The organism is Pseudomonas sp. GL-B-19 (genome assembly GCF_019956415.1).
Classification (GTDB): domain Bacteria; phylum Pseudomonadota; class Gammaproteobacteria; order Pseudomonadales; family Pseudomonadaceae; genus Aquipseudomonas.
The window spans coordinates 173,205-193,804 of the sequence record NZ_JAHBDK010000031.1 but is presented as its reverse complement, the minus strand read 5'-3'; the positions used below and the strand labels follow the sequence as shown (position 1 = coordinate 193,804).

Annotated in this window: 22 protein-coding genes and 1 pseudogene; 8 read left to right on the top strand and 15 right to left on the bottom strand. The window is 58.6% G+C overall.

Annotated elements, in window-relative coordinates:
- Positions 1-12 precede the first annotated feature (12 nt).
- Together KGB06_RS13705 and KGB06_RS13700 are read right to left on the bottom strand one after the other, a co-directional pair.
- Positions 13-495 (bottom strand): glutathione peroxidase, encoded by a 483-nt coding sequence (locus KGB06_RS13705; RefSeq protein WP_223516526.1) that lies wholly within the window; start codon positions 493-495, stop codon positions 13-15.
- Positions 496-616: 121 nt separating this feature from the next.
- A complete protein-coding gene (locus KGB06_RS13700; protein ID WP_223516524.1) occupies positions 617-1,102 on the bottom strand; it encodes a peptidylprolyl isomerase in 486 nt (161 codons plus the stop codon).
- Here KGB06_RS13700 and KGB06_RS13695 point away from each other — a divergent pair.
- The 3 genes from KGB06_RS13695 to KGB06_RS13685 are packed head-to-tail and all read left to right on the top strand — an operon-like array spanning position 1,071 to position 4,475.
- On the top strand, positions 1,071-1,409 hold the full coding sequence (locus tag KGB06_RS13695) for a DUF3565 domain-containing protein (RefSeq protein ID WP_223516522.1): 339 nt from the start codon (positions 1,071-1,073) through the stop codon (positions 1,407-1,409). The two genes, KGB06_RS13700 and KGB06_RS13695, sit on opposite strands and share 32 nt — an antisense overlap.
- A 60-nt stretch (positions 1,410-1,469) precedes the next feature.
- The gene (gene pta / locus KGB06_RS13690) at positions 1,470-3,569 is read left to right on the top strand and encodes a phosphate acetyltransferase (protein WP_223516520.1); all 2,100 of its coding nucleotides are present in this window, start codon (positions 1,470-1,472) and stop codon (positions 3,567-3,569) included.
- The gene (locus tag KGB06_RS13685; protein ID WP_223516519.1) at positions 3,570-4,475 is read left to right on the top strand and encodes an acyltransferase; all 906 of its coding nucleotides are present in this window, start codon (positions 3,570-3,572) and stop codon (positions 4,473-4,475) included.
- A gap of 154 nt (positions 4,476-4,629) precedes the next feature.
- Here the strand turns inward: KGB06_RS13685 and cysN are convergent, their stop codons facing one another.
- The 3 genes from cysN to KGB06_RS13670 form a co-directional block, all read right to left on the bottom strand.
- A complete protein-coding gene (cysN, locus tag KGB06_RS13680; protein WP_223516518.1) occupies positions 4,630-6,528 on the bottom strand; it encodes a sulfate adenylyltransferase subunit CysN in 1,899 nt (632 codons plus the stop codon).
- 9 nt (positions 6,529-6,537) lie between these two features.
- Positions 6,538-7,455, bottom strand: a complete 918-nt coding sequence (cysD, locus tag KGB06_RS13675) for a sulfate adenylyltransferase subunit CysD (protein WP_007942729.1) — start codon at positions 7,453-7,455, stop codon at positions 6,538-6,540.
- 233 nt (positions 7,456-7,688) lie between these two features.
- Complete coding sequence (locus KGB06_RS13670) at positions 7,689-8,447, bottom strand: Nif3-like dinuclear metal center hexameric protein (protein WP_223516517.1); 759 nt, start codon at positions 8,445-8,447, stop codon at positions 7,689-7,691.
- Positions 8,448-8,549: 102 nt separating this feature from the next.
- Between KGB06_RS13670 and algW the strand changes: the two genes are divergently transcribed.
- The 3 genes and pseudogenes from algW (at position 8,550) to KGB06_RS13655 (ending at position 10,778) form a co-directional block, all read left to right on the top strand.
- Positions 8,550-9,710, top strand: coding sequence for a Do family serine endopeptidase AlgW (gene algW, locus KGB06_RS13665; protein ID WP_223516516.1), 1,161 nt, complete (start codon positions 8,550-8,552; stop codon positions 9,708-9,710).
- A 49-nt stretch (positions 9,711-9,759) separates the two neighbouring features.
- Positions 9,760-9,962 (top strand): annotated as a pseudogene (locus KGB06_RS13660) (hypothetical protein); the annotation flags it as partial.
- A 393-nt stretch (positions 9,963-10,355) separates the two neighbouring features.
- Positions 10,356-10,778, top strand: coding sequence for a hypothetical protein (locus KGB06_RS13655; protein ID WP_223516515.1), 423 nt, complete (start codon positions 10,356-10,358; stop codon positions 10,776-10,778).
- Positions 10,779-10,854: 76 nt separating this feature from the next.
- On the opposite strand, the gene hisC is transcribed toward KGB06_RS13655, so the two are convergent.
- From hisC to KGB06_RS13605, 10 genes are all read right to left on the bottom strand, one after another.
- The gene (gene hisC, locus KGB06_RS13650) at positions 10,855-11,907 is read right to left on the bottom strand and encodes a histidinol-phosphate transaminase (protein WP_223516514.1); all 1,053 of its coding nucleotides are present in this window, start codon (positions 11,905-11,907) and stop codon (positions 10,855-10,857) included.
- A 2-nt stretch (positions 11,908-11,909) separates the two neighbouring features.
- A complete protein-coding gene (hisD, locus tag KGB06_RS13645; protein WP_223516513.1) occupies positions 11,910-13,235 on the bottom strand; it encodes a histidinol dehydrogenase in 1,326 nt (441 codons plus the stop codon).
- A 124-nt stretch (positions 13,236-13,359) separates the two neighbouring features.
- Positions 13,360-13,995 (bottom strand): ATP phosphoribosyltransferase, encoded by a 636-nt coding sequence (gene hisG, locus KGB06_RS13640; protein WP_007942738.1) that lies wholly within the window; start codon positions 13,993-13,995, stop codon positions 13,360-13,362.
- Between the two features lie 142 nt (positions 13,996-14,137).
- Positions 14,138-15,403 carry a UDP-N-acetylglucosamine 1-carboxyvinyltransferase gene (murA, locus tag KGB06_RS13635; protein ID WP_150782105.1) on the bottom strand — a complete coding sequence of 422 codons (1,266 nt, stop codon included), beginning with the start codon at positions 15,401-15,403 and terminating at the stop codon, positions 14,138-14,140.
- A 22-nt stretch (positions 15,404-15,425) separates the two neighbouring features.
- Positions 15,426-15,665: a BolA family protein gene (locus tag KGB06_RS13630; RefSeq protein WP_007912386.1), complete on the bottom strand. Its 240-nt coding sequence runs from the start codon at positions 15,663-15,665 to the stop codon at positions 15,426-15,428.
- Positions 15,666-15,778: 113 nt separating this feature from the next.
- A complete protein-coding gene (locus KGB06_RS13625) occupies positions 15,779-16,084 on the bottom strand; it encodes a lipid asymmetry maintenance protein MlaB (protein WP_223516512.1) in 306 nt (101 codons plus the stop codon).
- Positions 16,081-16,734: a phospholipid-binding protein MlaC gene (locus KGB06_RS13620; RefSeq protein WP_223516511.1), complete on the bottom strand. Its 654-nt coding sequence runs from the start codon at positions 16,732-16,734 to the stop codon at positions 16,081-16,083. The genes KGB06_RS13625 and KGB06_RS13620 overlap by 4 nt, the downstream gene beginning before the upstream one ends.
- An 11-nt stretch (positions 16,735-16,745) precedes the next feature.
- Positions 16,746-17,213 carry an outer membrane lipid asymmetry maintenance protein MlaD gene (gene mlaD / locus KGB06_RS13615; protein ID WP_223516510.1) on the bottom strand — a complete coding sequence of 156 codons (468 nt, stop codon included), beginning with the start codon at positions 17,211-17,213 and terminating at the stop codon, positions 16,746-16,748.
- Positions 17,213-18,010 (bottom strand): lipid asymmetry maintenance ABC transporter permease subunit MlaE, encoded by a 798-nt coding sequence (gene mlaE, locus KGB06_RS13610; protein WP_007942748.1) that lies wholly within the window; start codon positions 18,008-18,010, stop codon positions 17,213-17,215. The genes mlaD and mlaE overlap by 1 nt, the downstream gene beginning before the upstream one ends.
- Complete coding sequence (locus KGB06_RS13605; protein WP_007942749.1) at positions 18,010-18,819, bottom strand: ATP-binding cassette domain-containing protein; 810 nt, start codon at positions 18,817-18,819, stop codon at positions 18,010-18,012. Before KGB06_RS13605 ends, mlaE begins: the two co-directional genes overlap by 1 nt.
- 276 nt (positions 18,820-19,095) lie before the next feature.
- Here KGB06_RS13605 and KGB06_RS13600 point away from each other — a divergent pair, with 276 nt between their 5' ends.
- On the top strand, positions 19,096-20,070 hold the full coding sequence (locus tag KGB06_RS13600; RefSeq protein WP_223516509.1) for a KpsF/GutQ family sugar-phosphate isomerase: 975 nt from the start codon (positions 19,096-19,098) through the stop codon (positions 20,068-20,070).
- Complete coding sequence (locus KGB06_RS13595) at positions 20,070-20,594, top strand: KdsC family phosphatase (RefSeq protein ID WP_223516508.1); 525 nt, start codon at positions 20,070-20,072, stop codon at positions 20,592-20,594. Before KGB06_RS13600 ends, KGB06_RS13595 begins: the two co-directional genes overlap by 1 nt.
- Positions 20,595-20,600 lie beyond the last annotated feature (6 nt).

Below are 20,600 nucleotides of genomic sequence, written 5' to 3'. Positions count from 1 at the left end.
ACAAGGAGGATGTCAGCTCAGTGCTTTTTCGATGGCATGAACGACGGTCGGATCATCCGGCGACGTTCGAGGCGAGAACCGCGCCAGCACACGACCGTCCTTGCCCAGCAGGAATTTTTCGAAGTTCCAGGTAATGTCACCCGGGAATTCCGCACCCTCGCCCGCCAGCAGGCGATACAACTGATGACGCTCATGACCGTTGACTTCCAGCTTGCTGGACAACGGAAAGGTCACGCCATAGTTGAGGCTGCAAAACTCCTGAATCTCTTTCTCGGAACCTGGCTCCTGCCCGGCAAACTGGTTGCAAGGCAAGCCCAGCACGCTGAAACCTTTACCTTTGTATTGCTGGTAAAGGTTCTCCAGCGCCGCGTACTGTGGGGTCAAGCCACATTTGGAGGCGACATTGACCACCAGCACGACTTGCCCCTTGAAGGGCGCCAGCGGTAGTTCCTGTCCATCCAAGGCTGTCAACTTAAGGTCGTGAAAAGCACTCATGACGAACTCCAAATTCCCGTGTTCTTCTCGAAACAGCCACTTGGTATGCCACCAAGGACAGCCGCGGACTAAAAAGGCGCCCTCGGGCGCCTCTCCAGTTCTCTGAGCTTAGCGCAGAAAATCAGTGGTGATGGCCACCTTCGCCATGGACGTGACCATGAGCGATTTCTTCCTGGCTAGCATCACGGATGTCGATGATCTTGACCTGGAAATTCAGGCGCTGACCGGCCAATGGGTGGTTGCCGTCAACGGTGACTTCGTCGCCGTCCAGATCGCGAATGGTGACGATCTGCATCTGGCCGTCCGGAGCGGAAGCGTGGAACTGCATGCCCACTTCCAGTTCATCGACGCCTTCGAACATGCTGCGGCTCAGGGTGCTGACCAGTTCGGCAGCGTATTCGCCGTAGGCATCTTCAGGTTCAACGGCTACGGTCAGCTCGTCGCCGACGGTTTTGCCTTCCAGAGCCTTTTCCAGGCCCGGGATGATGTTACCTGCGCCTTGCAGGTAGACCAGCGGCGCGCCACCGGCGGAGCTGTCGATGACCTCACCAGCGTCGTTGGTCAGGGTATAGTCGATGGAGACAGCCTTATTGGCGGCGATCAGCATGGGGCGAGACCTTTTGCATAAGAGTGAAGAAAGGCCAAGTTTAGCGAAGCAATCGTCCGAAAGCGAACACAACCCGGACAGAAGGTTCGAGGCGCCTGGCGTAACGGTCACCGGATTCCATCAGGATGAGGACGGGCATTGGGTGGCCGAGCTTTCCTGCGGCCACACCCAGCACCTGCGCCACCAGCCACCGTGGCAATCGCGCGCCTGGGTCCTGGACCCCGCGCAACGTATTGAAAAAATAGGCCAGCCCTTTGAATGCGGTTGGTGCGCACAAGGCCCGGTTAGCGATAACCTTGACGACTGAATTTCGGTAGACGACCAGACATAGATCGTCACCATTGCCATGCACCTTTAGAGAATCCGCATGCAAACTTTTTTTATTGCACCCACCGACTTTGGTGTGGGTCTGACCTCCATCAGCCTCGGGCTGGTACGCACGCTTGAGCGTGCAGGCCTCAAGGTCGGTTTTTTCAAACCGATTGCCCAGCCACATCCGGGTGACACCGGACCGGAACGCTCCACCGAACTGGTGGCCCGCACCCACGGCTTGAAGCCGCCTCAGCCGCTGGGCCTGGCACATGTCGAGCGCATGCTCGGCGATGGTCAGCTGGATGAGCTGCTCGAAGAAATCATCACGCTTTATCAGCAAGCCGCCGTCGGCAAGGATGTGCTGGTCGTCGAAGGCATGGTCCCGACCCGCAGCGCCAGCTACGCCGCGCGGGTCAATCTGCATTTGGCCAAGAGCCTGGATGCCGACGTGATTCTGGTCTCCGCACCGGAAAGCGAAGCCCTGACCGAACTCTCCGGTCGCGTGGAATTGCAGGCGCAATTGTTCGGCGGGCCGAAAGACCCGAAAGTCCTCGGCGTGATCCTTAACAAGGTCAAGACCGACGAAAGCATGGACGTCTTCGCCACGCGCTTGAAGGAACACTCGCCATTGCTGCGCAGCGGTGATTTCCGACTGCTGGGCTGCATTCCGTTCCGGCCGGAATTGAACGCCCCGCGCACTCGCGATGTTGCGGATTTGATGGGCGCACAAATCCTTAATGCCGGAGATTACGAAACCCGGCGCATGACCAACATCATCATATGCGCCCGCACCATGCGTAACACCGTGGAGCTGCTCAAGCCCGGCGTGCTGGTGGTGACGCCCGGTGATCGCGACGACATCATCCTCGCCGTCAGCCTCGCCGCCATGAACGGCGTACCCCTGGCCGGGCTGCTGCTGACCAGCGACACCCTGCCCGACCCGCGCATCATGGACCTGTGCCGTGGCGCGTTGCAGGCGGGTTTGCCGGTGCTGTCGGTGAGCACCGGCTCCTACGACACCGCCAATCAGTTGAACGGTTTGAACAAGGAAATCCCGATCGACGACCGCGAACGCGCGGAGATCATCACCGATTTCGTCGCCAGCCACCTCGATGCCAACTGGCTGCACCAGCGCTGCGGCACCCCGCGTGAGATGCGCCTGTCGCCCGCCGTATTCCGCTACCAATTGATCCAGCGCGCCCAGGCGGCCAACAAACGCATTGTGCTGCCAGAAGGCAGCGAGCCGCTGACCGTGCAAGCGGCGGCGATTTGTCAGGCGCGTGGCATTGCCCGTTGCGTGCTGCTGGCCAAACCGGCGGACGTCGAAGCCGTGGCTCGCGCTCAGGGTATCGAGTTGCCACCGGGGCTGGAGATTCTTGACCCGGACTTGGTCCGCGAACGCTACGTAGAGCCGATGGTTGCGCTACGCAAGAGCAAAAGCCTCAACGCGCCAATGGCTGAGCAGCAACTGGAAGACACCGTGGTGATCGGCACCATGATGCTGGCGCTGGATGAAGTCGACGGCCTCGTGTCCGGCGTCATTCACTCCACCGCCAACACCATTCGCCCGGCCCTGCAATTGATCAAGACCGCGCCGGGCTGCACCCTGGTGTCGTCCGTGTTCTTCATGCTGTTTCCGGAAGAAGTACTGGTCTACGGCGACTGCGTGATGAACCCGCATCCGAGTGCCAGCGAACTGGCCGAAATCGCCCTGCAAAGCGCCGACTCGGCCGCCGCGTTCGGCATCACCCCGCGTGTGGCGATGATCAGCTATTCCAGCGGTGAGTCCGCCAGTGGCGAAGAAGTCGAGAAAGTGCGCGAAGCAACGTTGCTCGCCCACGAACAGCAAAACTCGCTGTTGATTGACGGCCCGTTGCAATACGACGCCGCTGCCAACGAAACCGTGGCCCGGCAATTGGCACCCAACAGCCAGGTCGCCGGTCGCGCCACGGTGTTCGTGTTCCCCGATCTGAACACCGGCAATACCACCCACAAAGCCGTGCAGCGCAGTGCCGATTGCGTGAGCCTCGGCCCGATGCTGCAAGGCCTGCGCAAACCGGTGAACGACTTGCCGCGCGGTGCGCAAGTCGATGACATCGTCTACACGATCGCATTGACCGCGATCCAGGCAGCCAACCGACCTATGGATGTTTAAATGCTGGATCTCCTGCCTGCCGCCGCGCGCGGCGTGATTGCATCGTTGTTGCTGGTCCTCAATACCATTGTGCTGTGCTCGTTTCTGTTCTGCGTGGCGATTTTCAAGGCGCTGCCGTTCGCCATTACCCAACGCTTCACACTCTGGCTGATGAACCACACCCATGAGGCCTGGATCAGCAACAACAAAGCCTGGATGAACCTGGTTTGCCGCACCCGCTGGCACCTCAGCGGCCTGGAAGGTCTGGACTATCAGCACTCGTACCTGATCACCAGCAACCACCAGAGCTGGGTCGACATCATGGTGCTGCAATACGTGCTCAACCGACGCATCCAGCCGCTGAAGTTTTTCCTCAAGCAAGAACTGATCTGGGTGCCGGTGATTGGTCTGGCGTGGTGGACGCTGGGCTTTCCGTTCATGAAGCGCTACTCCAAGGCGTATCTGGAAAAGCACCCGGAGAAAAAAGGCAAAGACCTGGAAACCACCCGCAAGACCTGCGCAAAGTTTCGCAACAACCCGGTGGGGATTTTCAACTTCGTTGAGGGCACCCGCTTCACCGAAGGCAAACATGCGCAGCAGAAATCACCGTTCAAGTATTTGCTCAAACCCAAGGCTGGCGGCATTGCGTTTGTGCTGGATGCGATGGGTGAGCAGCTGGAGTCCATCGTCAACGTAACGATTCACTATCCGGGCGGGCGTCCGGGGTATTGGGATTTGCTCTGCGGGAATGTGAAGGATGTTGTCGTGCATTTTCAGGAACTGAAGATTCCGCCGCAGTTTATAGGCAAGAACTACGACCAGGATGGGGAGTATCGATTGCAGTTTCAGGGGTGGATCAACCAGTTGTGGCTGGACAAGGATGCGTTGCTGGAGCAGATGCATCGCGAGTATCCACCTAAGCAATAGAGTGCCTGTTCGGGCCTCTTCGCTGGCAAGCCAGCTCCTACAAGGGAAATACGCTCAACTGTAGGAGCTGGCTTGCCAGCGAAAACGATTCCAAGGGCACAAAAAAAACCGCCGATGATCACTCATCGGCGGGTTTTTTATGACCGGCTAACGCTTAGATCGCGCCGCGACTACGCAGCAGATCCAGCACCTGCTTGACGCTTTCTTCCAGCGACAGCGATTGGGTGTCGACCACAAGGTCAGCGTCCAGCGGCACGTCGTACGGGAAGGAGTCGCCCGGGATGTTGTCGCCACCAGCGGCGTACAACCCTTGCGGATCACGTTCAGCACAAACGGTCGGCGAGGCCTGGACGTAAACAGTCAGCAAACGCTCCTTGCCGATCAGCTCCCTGGCCTGCTCACGACCTTCAGCATTTGGCGCAACGAATGCAGCCAGGGTCAACAGACCGGCTTCGTTGAACTGACGCGCAACGTGCGCCGCACGACGCCAGTTCTCGGTACGCCCGGCGCGATCCTGTGGCAGACCTTTGTTCAGGTCATGACGCAGGTTCTGACCATCCAGCACAAACACCGCACGGCCCATGTCGAACAGTTTGCGTTCAACCGCGTAAGCCAGGGTGCTTTTGCCAGCGCCCGACAGGCCGCTGAACAACACGGTGGCCGGTTGCTGGCCGAAGCGCTGCGCGCGTTCTTCGGTGGCGACGTGAGCGAGTTTGCCATGGTGCGTGCTGCTGCCATGCGCCACTGGCTGAGCGATGATCATCCCGGCGGCGACGGTGCCATTGGTCAAACGATCAATGACGATGAACGAACCGGTGGTGCGGTTACTCGCGTAACCGTCCAGCGCGATGGCCGCATCGAGGCTGATCTTGACCCGACCGATCTCGTTCAGCTGCAAGGCGCTGGCCGGACCTTCTTCCAGGGTGTTCACGTCAACGCGGTTGACGATGCTGGTGATCGAACCCGGCACGTACGTCGTGGCGCGTTTGATGTCGTATTTCTTGCCCGGTAGCATCGGTTCTTCGGCCATCCACACCAGCATGGCGTCGAAGGCGTCAGTCACTTGCGGCTGGTTGTCGGCGTGCACCAACAGATCGCCGCGGGAGATGTCGATTTCGTCTTCCATGGTCAGTGTCACTGCCTGACCCGGACCTGCATGCTCCAGCTCACCTTCGAAGGTGACGATGGATTTCACGCGGCTGCTCTTGCCCGACGGCAGCACAACGACTTCGTCGCCCTTGTGCACGACGCCGCTGGCCAGGGTGCCTGCAAAGCCACGGAAGTTCAGGTTCGGACGGTTGACGTACTGCACCGGGAAACGCAGGTCGGTGTAGTTGCGGTCGCTGGCGATTTCGACGGTTTCAAGAATTTCCATCAACGACTGGCCGGTGTACCACGGCGAGCGCTCGGACTTGTTCACCACGTTGTCGCCCTTGAGCGCCGACATCGGCACGAAGGCCATGGTGGTCGGCTTGAAGGCGATGCCTTCGGCGAACTTCAGGTAATCGGCCTTGATCGACTCGAAGACTTTTTCGTCGAAGCCATTGAGGTCCATCTTGTTGATGGCAACCACGATGTGTTTGATGCCCAGCAACGAAGCAATAAAGCTGTGGCGACGGGTCTGGGTCTGCACGCCGTAACGGGCGTCGACCAGGATGATCGCCAGGTCACAGGTGGACGCACCGGTTGCCATGTTGCGGGTGTACTGCTCATGGCCGGGGGTGTCGGCGATGATGAATTTGCGTTTGGCGGTGGAGAAGTAACGGTAAGCGACATCGATGGTGATGCCCTGCTCACGCTCGGCCTGCAGGCCGTCGACCAGCAAGGCCAGGTCGATGTCATCGCCGGTGGTGCCGACTTTTTTCGAGTCGCGGGTAATGGCTTCCAGGTGATCTTCGTAGATCATCTTGGAGTCGTGCAGCAGGCGCCCGATCAGGGTGCTCTTGCCGTCATCGACGTTGCCACAGGTCAGAAAGCGCAGCATTTCCTTGCGTTCGTGCTGGCCCAGGTAGGCGAGGATGTCCTCGCTGATCAAATCAGATACGTGCGACATGACAACCCCTTAGAAATAACCCTGACGTTTCTTTTCTTCCATCGAGCCTGCGCCATCGTGGTCGATGACCCGGCCCTGGCGTTCGGAAGTTCGCGTCAGGAGCATTTCCTGAATGATGTCGGTCAGGCTGGTCGCCTCGGACTCGACCGCACCGGTCAGCGGGTAGTCGCCGAGCGTACGGAAACGGACCTTCTTCTTGACGATGCGCGCCTTGTCTTCATCGCTCAGGTGATTGAGCAGGCGTTCGTCGTCGATCATGATCCAGGTGCCGTTCATCTCGATAACGTCGCGCTCGGCGGCGAAATACAGCGGCACAATCGGGATGCCTTCGAGGTAGATGTACTGCCAGATGTCCAGTTCGGTCCAGTTCGACAACGGGAACACGCGGATCGATTCGCCCTTGTTGACGTTGCCGTTGTAGACGTTCCACAGCTCCGGACGCTGGTTTTTCGGGTCCCAGCGGTGCTTGGTGTCGCGGAAGGAATACACGCGCTCTTTGGCACGGGATTTCTCTTCGTCACGACGGGCACCACCGAAAGCGGCATCGAAACCGTACTTGTCGAGGGCCTGCTTGAGACCTTCGGTTTTCATGATGTCGGTGTGCTTGGCACTGCCGTGGGTCAGCGGGTTGATGCCCTGCGCAACCCCGTCAGGGTTGACGTGCACCAGCAGGTCAAGGCCGAGTTCTTCAACCATGCGGTCGCGGAACGCGTACATTTCCTTGAACTTCCACTGGGTGTCGACGTGCATCACCGGAAACGGAAGTTTGCCCGGGAAGAATGCCTTGCGCGCAAGGTGCAGCATCACGGCGGAGTCTTTACCGACGGAGTACAGCATCACCGGGTTATCGAACTCGGCGGCGACCTCGCGGATGATGTGGATGCTTTCGGCCTCCAGCTGTTTCAGATGCGTCAGTTTGTCGACCATGGCTACTCACGAAAACGATCTTATGGACGGCCAGCGGGCCGTGTTCGAGCGAGGAATCCTAGCACAGCGACCTCTTCTAATCAGGACGCCAGCTAGATCGAAAGGGTATATGAATATACCCCCTCGTTTGGGCCGTTGAATGGCTATCCCCCATAGGAGCAAGGCTTGCCCGCGATGGCATCCTTGAGATCGCTATCGCGGGCAAGCCTTGCTCCTACAAGGGAGGTCGGTCATCAGATCGGGTTCGGGCAATCGATGAAGATGTGTTCGAGGGCAAACCGGCGCGCCAGATAATCGCCCAGCGCCTGTACGCCATAACGCTCGGTGGCGTGGTGGCCGGCGGCGATGAAGCTGATGTCGTTTTCCCGGGCGCTATGGAAAGTCTGCTCGGAGGCCTCGCCACTGAGGTACAGATCGACACCGGCCAAAATCGCCTGGTCGATGTAACCCTGGCCGCCACCGGTGCACCAGCCTACCCGGCGAATCGTCGCACTGCCTTCGATCAGCAGCGGCTCGCGGCCCATGACTTCCTGGACACGACGGGCGAAATCACGCGCCGTCATCGGCTCGCTCAACGAACCGACCAGGCCGACGACTTTAAGGTTGTCTGGATCCAGCGGGCCTTCGACGGTGATATCCAACTGCCGGGCCAACTGCACGTTGTTACCGACTTCCGGGTGCAGATCCAGCGGCAAATGGTAGGACAGCAGGCTGATGTCGTGCTTGAGCAAGGTTTTCAACCGACGCTGCTTCATGCCGGTAATACACGGGTTTTCGCCCTTCCAGAAATAACCGTGATGCACCAGCACCAGATCGGCCTGGGCTTCGACGGCAGCGTCCAGCAGCGCCTGGCTGGCGGTGACGCCACTGACAATGCGCATCACTTGCGGTCGGCCTTCGACCTGCAGGCCGTTAGGGCAGTAATCGGCAATTTTGGCGCTGGCGAGGTAACGGTCGGCTTCTTCGACCAGGGTGCTCAGGGCGACGGCCATAAAAGACTCCTAAATATCCCGTTCAGAGGCGCGCGTGGCCTCGTATAATGCGCGACATTATGGGCGGTCTCATACCGCCTGCAACCTTTCAGGACGTGCTTAATGCTCAAGGCGCTGCGTTTTTCCGGCTGGCCGCTGTTGGCCGGTGTGCTTATCGCTCTTTTGATAATTCAGCGTTACCCGCAGTGGGTCGGGCTTCCAAGCCTTGACGTGAATTTGCAGCAAGCACCGCAAACGACCAGCGTGCAACAGGGGCCGGTGTCTTACGCCGACGCCGTCACCACGGCCGCACCGTCGGTGGTCAACCTGTACACCACCAAAGTCATCAACAAACCGAGCCATCCGCTGTTTGAAGACCCGCAGTTCCGCCGCTTCTTCGGCGACAATTCGCCCAAGCAGAAGCGCATGGAATCGAGCCTCGGTTCCGGTGTGATCATGAGCCCGGAAGGCTATTTGCTGACCAACAACCATGTGACCATGGGTGCCGACCAGATCGTGGTGGCGCTCAAGGATGGCCGCGAAACCCTGGCCCGTGTGATTGGCAGCGACCCGGAGACCGACCTCGCGGTCCTGAAGATTGATCTGAAGAACCTTCCTTCCATCACTGTCGGCCGTTCCGACAACATCCGCATCGGCGACGTGGCGCTGGCCATCGGCAACCCGTTCGGTGTCGGCCAGACCGTGACCATGGGCATCATCAGTGCCACTGGGCGTAACCAGTTGGGCCTGAACAACTACGAAGACTTCATCCAGACCGACGCCGCGATCAACCCCGGCAACTCCGGTGGTGCGCTGGTGGACGCCAGTGGCAACCTGACTGGCATCAACACCGCGATTTTCTCCAAGTCCGGCGGTTCGCAAGGCATCGGGTTTGCGATCCCGGTCAAACTGGCCATGGAAGTGATGAAGTCGATCATCGAACACGGCCAGGTGATTCGCGGTTGGCTAGGCATTGAAGTACAGCCGTTGAGCCAGGAACTGGCGGAGTCGTTTGGTCTGTCGGGACGTCCGGGGATTGTGGTCGCGGGGATTTTCCGGGATGGTCCCGCGCAGAAGGCTGGCCTGCAATTGGGCGATGTGATTCTCTCCATCGACGGTGAGCCAGCGGGTGATGGGCGCCGTTCGATGAACCAGGTCGCACGGATCAAACCGATGGACAAGGTCACGATTCAGGTGATGCGCAATGGCAAAGAGCTGAAGCTCACGGCCGAGATCGGCCTGCGTCCGCCGCCGGCGCCGGTCAAAGAGAAAGAAGAAGAGTAAGCATTAACCCAAGGAATATGGGCTAACAGCAGACATGTCGTCTTGAACAATGGCCGCGGTGGCAAGTCTTGCCCTCGGCCTGTTGCGAGATGCGGTCTTCGCCGAAGAGTCCGACACCCTCGAACTGAACACCTTCAGCGTTACTTGCGACTACTAATCCCATCGGCGGGTTACCGCGCCACTCGCTCCTCCAGCGCAACTAAAACCGACACCGCGAAACGCGACGTCCCGCAGTCCGTTTGCATGGTTCCTGCCGTGAGTTCAAATATCTGGGCGGTTACCGGCCAACCACACCGTTGACCTGCTGGCGCTTCGCAGGGCCTGCGAAAACGTCACCGTGACCCTGGTGGGTAATGGAGGGTTAAATGTGATATCGACTCACACACAAGTCCCGATAAACAACAACCAGGTTACTTCCAGCCGAGGTCTGTTCTACTCAATGAATTTTATCAACGAATCGCATCATGAGTAACAATAAGTACTGCGACGATTACTAACCTCAATCAACAATGCTTATTCCAAATCAAGCTAAGCAACTGTCATTTCTGACAGTAGCCCTCGAACCATTCCAAGGTTACCGTTCATATCGCAAAAGGCAGAATCACAGAATAAAACTTACTATTTATAACTAAAGGAGCTGCACTCGTGACCAGTCTTAATCCTGTAACAGCAAATAGCGCCCAGAAGATAGGCACCTTTACGGCCACCATTGAGCGCGAACCCGATTTTCTTGCTAAAGACGTGTTATTACACATGTTCGCAGGTGAGAAATCTGGCGGAATAATTATTGGTTCTACATCTTCGACTTATAATCTTGCTATTGGCTTTCCCCCTGGCATCGATGAAAACAAAAAGGTAACACTACGCTACCCAACTGACTTCCCAACCCAAAACCATCTTCAATGGTCTTACAACTTTGGAACAACCAACCTCATCGCTCAAACCGGCGAAATAACAATAACATTGACATCAAACAGCGGCGTGAGCCGAGCCACCGGTGTGTTCGAATTCATTACAAACGAAACAACACCTCGAAAAGTCTCTGGCACATTTGACGCAAGCCGCTGAGAAAGTACGCCAAGAGCAGCCTGACCAAGCTCACGATAATTAAGCTTGGTCAGTGCAACAATTCCCGTAATGATTCCTACAGATCACCGAGGCCGTCGATCAGCGCCTGATTCTGCTCAGGTGTGCCGATGGAGATCCGCAGGAACTGGGCAATCCGCTCCTGCTTGAAGTGCCGAACGATCACACCCTGCTCCCGCAACTTCGCCGCCAACCCGGCCGCATCGTGCGTTGGGTGACGGGCGAAAATGAAGTTCGCCGCCGACGGCAATACCTCAAAGCCCTTCGCCTCCAACTGCCCGATGACCTTGTCACGGCTATCGATGACCAACCGGCAGGTCTTGTCGAAGTACTCGCGATCCTCAAACGCCGCCGCAGCCCCCACTATCGCCAGACGATCCAGCGGATAAGAGTTGAAGCTGTTCTTGATCCGCTCCAGCGCCTCGATCAGGTCCGGATGCCCCACCGCCAGGCCAACCCGCAGGCCGGCCAGCGAACGGGACTTGGACAGGGTCTGCGTCACCAGCAGGTTTGGATAACGGTCGACCAGGCTGATGGCCGTCTCACCGCCAAAGTCGATGTAAGCCTCATCAACCACGACCACCGAATCCGGGCTGGCCTTGAGAATTTGCTCGACGGCGTCCAGCGCCAGCAGGCAACCCGTGGGGGCGTTCGGGTTCGGGAAGATGATCCCGCCGTTCGGCTTGGCATAGTCGGCCGGGTTGATCTGGAATTGCTCGTCCAGCGGCACGGCGTCGAACTTGATGCCATATAACCCGCAATAAACCGGATAGAAGCTGTAGCTGATGTCCGGGAACAGCAGCGGCTGATCGTGTTGCAGCAAACCGTGAAAGATGTGCGCCAGGACTTCATCGGAACCGTTGCCGAGGAACACCTGATTGCCCTGGACGCCGTAGTACCTGGCAACAGCCTGCTTGAGCACATCGCTGTTCGGGTCCGGGTACAAACGCAGGTTATCGTTCAGTTCGGTCTGCATGGCGGCCAACGCTTTGGGCGATGGACCGTATGGATTTTCGTTGGTGTTGAGCTTCACCAGTTTCGTCAGTTTCGGCTGCTCGCCCGGCACGTAAGGCACCAGGCTCTTGACGAAGGGGCTCCAGAATTTACTCATCTTCAGTTCCCCTGCTTGTCGTCAATGATGCGGAATTCGGCGCTGCGGGCGTGGGCGGTCAGCGACTCGCCACGGGCCAGTACGGAAGCGGTCTTGCCCAGTTCGGACGCACCCTGCTCGGAGCAGAAGATGATCGACGAGCGTTTCTGGAAGTCGTACACACCCAGCGGCGACGAGAAACGCGCGGTGCCGGAAGTCGGCAACACGTGGTTCGGACCGGCGCAGTAGTCGCCCAGCGCTTCGGATGTGTGGCGACCCATGAAGATCGCGCCTGCGTGACGGATGTGCGGCAACCAGGCTTGCGGATCAGCGACCGACAGCTCCAGGTGTTCCGGGGCAATGCGGTTGGCCACTTCGATGGCTTGCGCCATATCGCGGACCTTGATCAGCGCACCACGGCCATTCATCGAGGTTGCGATGATCTCGGCACGCTCCATGGTCGGCATCAATTTGTTAATGCTCGCGGCAACCTTGTCGAGGAACTCGGCATCCGGACTGACCAGAATCGCCTGGGCGTCTTCATCGTGTTCGGCCTGGGAGAACAGGTCCATGGCGATCCAGTCCGGATCGGTCTGGCCGTCGCACACCACGAGAATCTCGGACGGGCCGGCGATCATGTCGATACCGACCTGACCAAATACGTGACGCTTGGCGGTGGCGACATAAATGTTGCCCGGGCCAACCACTTTGTCGACCTTCGGCACGCTTTCGGTGCCGTAGGCCAACGCGGCAACCGCTTGCGCGCCGCCGATGGTGAATACGCGGTCGACGCCGGCGATGCAGGCCGCGGCCAGTACCAGTTCGTTGATTTCACCGCGCGGGGTCGGTACCACCATGACCACTTCGGTCACACCAGCCACTTTGGCCGGGATCGCGTTCATCAACACCGAGGACGGGTACGACGCCTTGCCGCCCGGTACATACAGACCGGCGCGGTCCAGCGGCGTGACCTTCTGGCCGAGCACCGTGCCGTCGGCTTCGGTGTAGGTCCAGGAATCCTGTTTCTGTTTTTCGTGGTAGCTGCGCACGCGGGCTGCGGCTTTTTCCAGGGCTTCGCGCTGAGGCACGGTGATCCTGGTCAGCGCCAGTTCCAGACGTTCGCGCGGCAGGATCAGGTCGGCCATCGAGGCGACTTCCAGGCCATCGAACTTCTGGGTGAATTCCACCAGCGCCGCATCGCCACGCTCGCGCACGGCTTTGATGATGTCCAGCACCCGCTGATTGACCGAGTCGTCAGACACACTTTCCCAGCTCAGCAGATGATCCAGATGATGTGCGAAATCCGGGTCAGCAGCGTTGAGTCGGCGAATTGCAGTCGGTGCGGTCATAGCGAGAGCCTCATAGGAATGGCAAAAACTCAGGCGCCCGAAGCTACCATCGATCCGCTTGGGCACCTGAGAATTCTGGCTATGAGGCGGATAGACGGGCGCGACTTAACGTCGCGCAGGTAAATCAGCCGCGGTGTCGAGACTCCACTGCCTTGCGCAGGGTGTCGATCAACGCCTGGATTCGGGCGTGCTGCATTTTCATCGAAGCTTTGTTGACGATCAGCCGGGAGCTGATGTCGGCAATGAAATCCTGGGGTTCCAGGCCATTGGCGCGCAGGGTGTTGCCGGTGTCGACCACGTCAATGATCTTGTCCGCCAGACCAATCAGCGGCGCCAGCTCCATCGAGCCGTAAAGCTTGATGATGTCGACCTGGCGACCCTGCTCGGCGTAGTAACGCTTGGCAACGTTGACGAACTTGGTCGCCACCCGCAGGCGGCCCTTAGGCTCGACATCGCCGACACGGCCGGCAGTCATCAGCTTGCAGAGGGCAATTCGCAGGTCCAAAGGCTCGTACAAGCCCTGGCCGCCATATTCCATCAGCACATCTTTACCGGCGACGCCGAGGTCCGCGGCACCATGTTCGACGTAGGTCGGCACATCGGTGGCGCGCACGATCAGCAGACGTACGTCAGGCTGGGTCGTGGGAATGATCAGCTTGCGACTCTTGTCCGGATTCTCGGTCGGCACGATACCCGCTTCAGCCAGAAGCGGCAGGGTGTCGTCAAGGATGCGGCCCTTGGACAGTGCGATGGTCAACATGGGAAACGTCAGTCCTTATCAAGGTACTCATGCCCGGTCGCAAACGGCGCCGGACATACTTCGAGGCTTTCTCAACAATGAAAAGACTGCCTCGATTTGAAACGAATTCAACGGGCACGTCCATGTGCCCATGCAGCAAAAACTAGCCCGGTACGCGGCGGATCTTGGCGCCGAGCATTTGCAGTTTCTCTTCGATGCACTCGTAACCACGGTCGATGTGGTAGATGCGGTCGATCAGGGTGTCGCCTTCAGCGATCAGCGCCGAGATGACCAGGCTGGCCGAAGCACGCAGGTCGGTGGCCATGACTGGTGCGCCCTTGAGCTTTTCGATGCCGGTGACGATGGCGGTGTTGCCTTCGACCTGGATATGAGCGCCCATGCGGTGCAGTTCGTATACGTGCATGAAGCGGTTTTCGAAGATCGTCTCGATCACTGCGCCCGTGCCTTCGGCAATGGCGTTCAGGGAGATGAACTGCGCTTGCATGTCAGTCGGGAACGCCGGGTATGGGGCAGTCCGCACGTTGACGGCTTTTGGCCGCTTGCCGTGCATGTTCAGCTCGATCCAGTCTTCGCCGCAGGTGATTTCAGCGCCCGATTCCTTGAGTTTCTCAAGCACGGCTTCGAGGATGGTCGGATCGGTATCCTTGACCTTTACACGGCCGCCGGTCACGGCAGCAGCGACCAGGTAAGTACCGGTTTCGATTCGGTCGGGCATCACCTTGTAAGTGGTGGTGTGCAGACGCTCGACGCCATCGATGGTGATGGTGTCGGTGCCCGCGCCGGAAACCTTGGCACCCATGGCGTTCAGGAAGTTGGCCAGGTCGACCACTTCTGGCTCGCGTGCGGCGTTTGCCAACACACTGCGACCCTTGGCCAGGGCAGCGGCCATCATGATGTTTTCGGTACCGGTCACGCTGACGGTATCGAAGAAGAAGTTCGCGCCGCGCAAGCCGCCTTCTGGCGCCTTGGCCTTGATGTAGCCGCCTTCGACGTCGATGACCGCGCCCATGGCTTCAAGGCCACGGATGTGCAGGTCAACCGGACGCGAACCGATGGCGCAACCGCCAGGCAGTGCGACTTCGGCTTCGCCGAAACGGGCAACCATCGGGCCGAGTACCAGGATCGACGCACGCATGGTTTTAACCAGTTCGTACGGTGCGATCAGGGTCTTGATGGTGCGTGGGTCGATTTCGACGCTGAGCTTCTCGTCGATCACCGGCTCAATGCCCATGCGACCGAACAGCTCGATCATCGTGGTGATGTCGTGCAGGTGCGGCAGGTTGGCCACTGTAACCGGGCCATCACACAGCAGGGTGGCAGCCAGGATCGGCAGGGCAGAGTTCTTTGCCCCGGAGATGCGGATTTCGCCATCAAGACGAACGCCACCGGTAATAATCAATTTATCCATAAGAATCTCGACGCCCTTGGGCTCAGGTGCGCTCGGCCCAGGCCGCGCTGCTGAAAAATTTCATAGTGACCGCATGGATGCTGCCATCGGTGATCCATGGGTTCAAATGGGCATAGATCTGCTGCTGACGCTTCACCGGGCTCAATGCCGCCAGTTCATCGCTAATCACGTTCAGCTGGAAATTGCAGCCTTCGCCCTCAACTTCTACCAACGTTCCGGGCAGCTTTCCTTCAAGGAAGCTCTTCACTTCTACGGCCTGCATGCTCAACCTCAATCGGCGCCCTGTGCGCACGGGTCGGACATCATACAAAAAAGCCCCGCGCCTGCGAACCCCGCTAAGCAGGACTCTGACGGGGGGCTTCTTTATAGATGCGGTCAGGGGTGCGCCAACAGCTCGGTCAATTCGCTGACCTGAGCGATTTCACGCATGTCTTCGGGCATCGCGCGAATGCTCAGCGCCTTACCGGCCGCCTCTGCATCACGCATGAAGCACAGCAGCAGCGACAAGCCGACGCTGCTGGATTTCAACACTGCCGAACAATCAACCACCAGTTCAGTAGCCGTGCTGGACTTGATCAACGCCTGCCCCTGCTTGCGCAGATCCGGGCCGGTGCGATAGTCCAGCATGCCACTCAACTGCAGCTCGCCGGTTTCGCTGATGCGAATGGCCGACACACTCATTGGGGTTTTTTCTCGGGGGATTTTTCAGTGGCTTCCTTGGCTTTGGCGACTTCCCCGGCCCAGCTGTTGATGGTCTGGTCCAGGTTGTTGCCATTGCGCTGCATCGCATCAGCGAATTGATCACGGAACAGCTTGCCGATGTTGATCCCGTTGATGATCACGTTGCGCAGCTTCCACTCGCCATTGATCTTTTCCAGTGTGTAAGACACAGGATAGATCGCGCCGTTACTGCCTTTGACGGTCATGCCAACACTGGTGCGATTGCCGGACTCGTCTTTGGCGGGATCAACGGTGATGCCCTGGTTGTTGTATTCAAGCAAAGCATTGCCATAAAACTGGAACAGACCCTTTTTGAAGTTTTCTTCAAAGGTTTTCATCTGCGCCGGCGTGGCTTTCTTTGAATACTTGACCGTCATGATGCTCTTGGAAATACCCTCGGCATCCACCACAGGTCCGACGATCGTGTTCAGCGCCGTATAAAAGTCCTGCGGGTCCTGCTTGTACTTCTCTTTATTGGCCTTCAGATCGGCCAGCATACGGTTGGTGGTGTCTTGTACCAGTTCGTGCGCGGAAGGCGCCGCCACGGCGTGGGACACCAACGGAAACACCGCGAGCATTACCAACAGGCCACGTCGCAAGGTAGAGATCATTTAACAGTTCCTCATTTAGCTTCTTTGCTAACGGTATTGAGCAGGAATTTACCGATCAGGTCTTCGAGCACCAGCGATGACTGCGTGTCATGGATGGTTCCACCATCCTTGAGCAAGGCTTCTTCGCCGCCCACGCTGATACCGATGTACTTCTCGCCCAACAGGCCAGCGGTCAGAATAGATGCAGTGGAGTCAGTCGGCAGGTTATCTACTCGCTTTTCCAGTTGCATGGTCACCCGACCGGTGAAGCTGTCGCGGTCCAGATCGATCGCTGTGACCTTGCCGATGGTCACACCGGCCATGGTCACTTTGGCTCTGACAGTCAAACCGGCGATATTGTCGAAGTAGGCATAAAGTTTATAGGTGTCGGTGCTCGGGCTCGGGGACAGTCCACTGACCCGCAAAGCCAGCAACAGCAAAGCCAGGATGCCAGCCAGCAAGAAAAGGCCGACACCGATTTCCAGGGTGCGGTTTTGCATCAGAAATCTCCAAACATCAAAGCGGTCAGAATAAAGTCCAGGCCGAGAACAGCCAAAGAGGCATACACCACGGTCTTGGTAGTGGCACGACTGATCCCCTCGGAAGTGGGCTCACAGTCATAGCCTTGGAATACGGCGATCCAGGTCACGACGAACGCGAAGACGATGCTTTTGATGATGCCATTGAGCACATCATCAGTGAACGTCACGCTGTTTTGCATGTTCGACCAATAGGAGCCTTCGTACACACCCAGCCAGTCGACAGCCACCCACGAGCCGCCCCAGATACCCACCACGCTGAAGATCATCGCCAGCACCGGCAGGGAAATGAAGCCGGCCCACAGGCGCGGGGCAACAATGTATTTGAGCGGGTCGACACCAATCATTTCCAGACTGGACAACTGTTCGGTGGATTTCATGTTGCCGATTTCGGCCGTCAGCGCCGAACCGGCACGCCCGGCGAACAACAGCGCTGTCACAACGGGACCCAGTTCACGCAGCAGCGTGAGCGCAACCATCTGCCCGACCGCCTGCTCCGAGCCGTAGCTCGACAGAATGTTGAAGCCTTGCAGCGCCAGCACCATCCCGATGAACACCCCGGAGACCACAATGATCACCAGGGACATGACGCCCACTGAATGCAGTTGCTTGATCAGCAGACCAAAACCGCCGCCGATGCCACCGCGACCGAGCAAGGCATGAAACAGGAATATCGTCGAACGACCGAACACCGCCAGCACATCGATGCCGGCGTGGCCAAACCGGCGCACGCGTTCTATTAATGAAATCTTGCGCATCAACGCTTCCCCAGAAGATCTGCGCGGTAATCCGTCGCTGGAAAGTGGTATGCGACCGGACCGTCGGGTTCGCCGGTCATGAATTGACGGATCCGTGGCTCCTGCGAGTTCATCAACTCCTCGGGAGTCCCCTGCCCCAATACCTGGCCTTCGCCGACGACATAGATGTAGTCGGCGATGCTCGCGGTTTCGGCCAGATCGTGGGAGACCACGATACTGGTGATGCCCAGCGCATCGTTGAGCAAGCGGATCAGGCGCACCAGCACGCCCATGGCGATGGGGTCCTGGCCGACAAAGGGCTCGTCGTACATGAGGATCTGCGGGTCGAGGGCAATCGCCCGGGCCAGCGCAACACGACGCTTCATGCCGCCGGACAATTCGTCAGGCATCAGGTCGATAGCACCACGCAAGCCCACGGCCTGCAATTTAAGCAGGACGATGTCACGGATCATTTCTTCCGGCAGCTCGGTATGAACGCGCAGCGGGAAGGCGACGTTCTCGAACACGTCAAGGTCGGTAAACAGGGCGCCGCTCTGGAACAGCACTCCCATGTGCTTGCGCGCATCGAACAGATCACTGCGCGACAATTTCGGCAGGTTCTGACCGTTGACCCAGACTTCGCCCTTTGTTGGACGCAATTGTGCACCCATCAATCGTAACAGCGTGGTTTTGCCACACCCGGACGGTCCCATGATGCCGGTGACCTTGCCACGCGGGATACGGATATCGACGTTATTGAAAATGCTGCGCGTACCGCGCTTGAAGGACAGTCCCTTCAGCTCGACCGCGTAGGCGTTATCGGCACTCATCTAATCTCCTTGCGATGCAGCCTCTCACTCGGACGCCTGACTCTCTGACGAAAGCACATACCTCCCCGGGCAGGCCGAACTGGCCGCGAACTATATCACTGCAAAGGCCCGGCGCCCAAGGCCAAAGCCAGCCCATCTTCAGTAACATCATCGGCAAAAAGCCTTGTTTAGAGGGGATTGCGTCATCGGGAATGACAAAGCGCAACGAACTTGCGTGAGGGTTTTGATCATTACCGCTATAATCGCCGCCTTTCATCAGGCTATACGATTTCCGACATGAGCCAATCCAGTGACCTGATTCAATCAGCACAACGCACCATCCGCCTCGAACTGGAAGCCGTAGAAGGCTTGCTGCCCCACATCGACGCAGATTTCGTACGCGCTTGCGAGATGATTCTGGCCAGCAAAGGCCGCGTGGTTGTGGTCGGCATGGGTAAATCAGGACACATCGGCAGCAAGATCGCCGCGACCCTGGCCAGCACCGGCACCACGGCTTTTTTCGTCCACCCCGCCGAAGCCAGCCACGGCGACATGGGCATGATCACGCGGGATGACATCATCCTGGCCCTGTCGAACTCCGGCTCCACCAATGAAATCCTGACCTTGCTGCCCCTGATCAAGCGTCTGGGCATTCAATTGATCAGCGTGACCGGCAACCCGGAATCCCCGCTGGCCAAGGCCGCCGAGGTCAACCTCAACGTTCACGTCGAACACGAGGCCTGCCCGCTGAACCTGGCACCCACCTCCTCCACCACGGCCGCCCTGGTGATGGGCGATGCCCTGGCCGTCGCGCTGCTGGAAGCTCGTGGCTTTACCGCTGAAGACTTCGCCTTTTCCCACCCCGGTGGCGCGCTTGGCCGACGCCTGCTGTTGAAAGTGGAGAATGTCATGCACGCCGGTCAAGATTTGCCACAGGTTCAGCGTGGCACCCTGCTTAAAGACGCATTGATGGAAATGACCCGCAAGGGCTTGGGCATGACCGTCATTCTGGAAGCTGATGGCAAACTGGCCGGGATCTTCACCGACGGTGACTTGCGTCGCACACTGGATCGCAGCATCGACATCCACAGCGCCACCATCGAACAGGTCATGACCGCTCATGGCAAGACCGCCCGCGCCGAAATGCTCGCCGCCGAGGCCCTGAAAATCATGGAAGACCACAAAATCAACGCGCTGGTGGTGGTCGACAGCGAAGACCGTCCGGTCGGCGCCCTGAACATGCACGACTTGCTGCGTGCGGGAGTAATGTAATGAACACGGACCTGCTGCAACGCGGCCAACAGATCAAACTCGCGGTGTTCGACGTCGATGGCGTGCTGACCGACGGGCGCCTGTACTTTCTCGAAGACGGCAGTGAATTCAAGACGTTCAATACGCTCGACGGCCAAGGCATCAAGATGCTGATGGCAGCGGGCGTGCAGACCGCTATCATCAGTGGCCGCAAAACCCCGGTGGTCGAACGACGAGCGAAAAACCTCGGCATCCCCCACCTTTATCAGGGGCGCGAAGACAAACTGGTGGTGCTGGACGAGCTTCTGGCTCAACTCAACCTAAGCTATGAACAAGTTGCCTATCTCGGTGACGACTTGCCGGACCTGCCGGTGATTCGCCGCGTCGGCCTGGGTATGGCGGTAGCCAACGCCACCAGCTTCGTGCGTGAAAACGCCCATGGCATTACCGTTGCCCGGGGTGGCGAGGGTGCCGCTCGCGAATTCTGCGAATTGATCCTGCGCGCCCAGGGCCGCCTCGATGCGGCCAACGCTGCGTACCTGTGAGCCGAC

Bases quoted from the DNA above. Each gene is read 5' to 3' on its own strand.
- KGB06_RS13705 (WP_223516526.1), bottom strand. From the start codon at position 495: ATGAGTGCTTTTCACGACCTTAAGTTGACAGCCTTGGATGGACAGGAA.
- KGB06_RS13695 (WP_223516522.1), top strand. From the start codon at position 1,071: ATGGAGACAGCCTTATTGGCGGCGATCAGCATGGGGCGAGACCTTTTG.
- KGB06_RS13700 (WP_223516524.1), bottom strand. From the start codon at position 1,102: ATGCTGATCGCCGCCAATAAGGCTGTCTCCATCGACTATACCCTGACC.
- pta (WP_223516520.1), top strand. From the start codon at position 1,470: ATGCAAACTTTTTTTATTGCACCCACCGACTTTGGTGTGGGTCTGACC.
- KGB06_RS13685 (WP_223516519.1), top strand. From the start codon at position 3,570: ATGCTGGATCTCCTGCCTGCCGCCGCGCGCGGCGTGATTGCATCGTTG.
- cysN (WP_223516518.1), bottom strand. From the start codon at position 6,528: ATGTCGCACGTATCTGATTTGATCAGCGAGGACATCCTCGCCTACCTG.
- cysD (WP_007942729.1), bottom strand. From the start codon at position 7,455: ATGGTCGACAAACTGACGCATCTGAAACAGCTGGAGGCCGAAAGCATC.
- KGB06_RS13670 (WP_223516517.1), bottom strand. From the start codon at position 8,447: ATGGCCGTCGCCCTGAGCACCCTGGTCGAAGAAGCCGACCGTTACCTC.
- algW (WP_223516516.1), top strand. From the start codon at position 8,550: ATGCTCAAGGCGCTGCGTTTTTCCGGCTGGCCGCTGTTGGCCGGTGTG.
- hisC (WP_223516514.1), bottom strand. From the start codon at position 11,907: ATGAGTAAATTCTGGAGCCCCTTCGTCAAGAGCCTGGTGCCTTACGTG.
- hisD (WP_223516513.1), bottom strand. From the start codon at position 13,235: ATGACCGCACCGACTGCAATTCGCCGACTCAACGCTGCTGACCCGGAT.
- hisG (WP_007942738.1), bottom strand. From the start codon at position 13,995: ATGTTGACCATCGCACTGTCCAAGGGCCGCATCCTTGACGACACCCTG.
- murA (WP_150782105.1), bottom strand. From the start codon at position 15,403: ATGGATAAATTGATTATTACCGGTGGCGTTCGTCTTGATGGCGAAATC.
- KGB06_RS13630 (WP_007912386.1), bottom strand. From the start codon at position 15,665: ATGCAGGCCGTAGAAGTGAAGAGCTTCCTTGAAGGAAAGCTGCCCGGA.
- KGB06_RS13625 (WP_223516512.1), bottom strand. From the start codon at position 16,084: ATGAGTGTGTCGGCCATTCGCATCAGCGAAACCGGCGAGCTGCAGTTG.
- KGB06_RS13620 (WP_223516511.1), bottom strand. From the start codon at position 16,734: ATGATCTCTACCTTGCGACGTGGCCTGTTGGTAATGCTCGCGGTGTTT.
- mlaD (WP_223516510.1), bottom strand. From the start codon at position 17,213: ATGCAAAACCGCACCCTGGAAATCGGTGTCGGCCTTTTCTTGCTGGCT.
- mlaE (WP_007942748.1), bottom strand. From the start codon at position 18,010: ATGCGCAAGATTTCATTAATAGAACGCGTGCGCCGGTTTGGCCACGCC.
- KGB06_RS13605 (WP_007942749.1), bottom strand. From the start codon at position 18,819: ATGAGTGCCGATAACGCCTACGCGGTCGAGCTGAAGGGACTGTCCTTC.
- KGB06_RS13600 (WP_223516509.1), top strand. From the start codon at position 19,096: ATGAGCCAATCCAGTGACCTGATTCAATCAGCACAACGCACCATCCGC.
- KGB06_RS13595 (WP_223516508.1), top strand. From the start codon at position 20,070: ATGAACACGGACCTGCTGCAACGCGGCCAACAGATCAAACTCGCGGTG.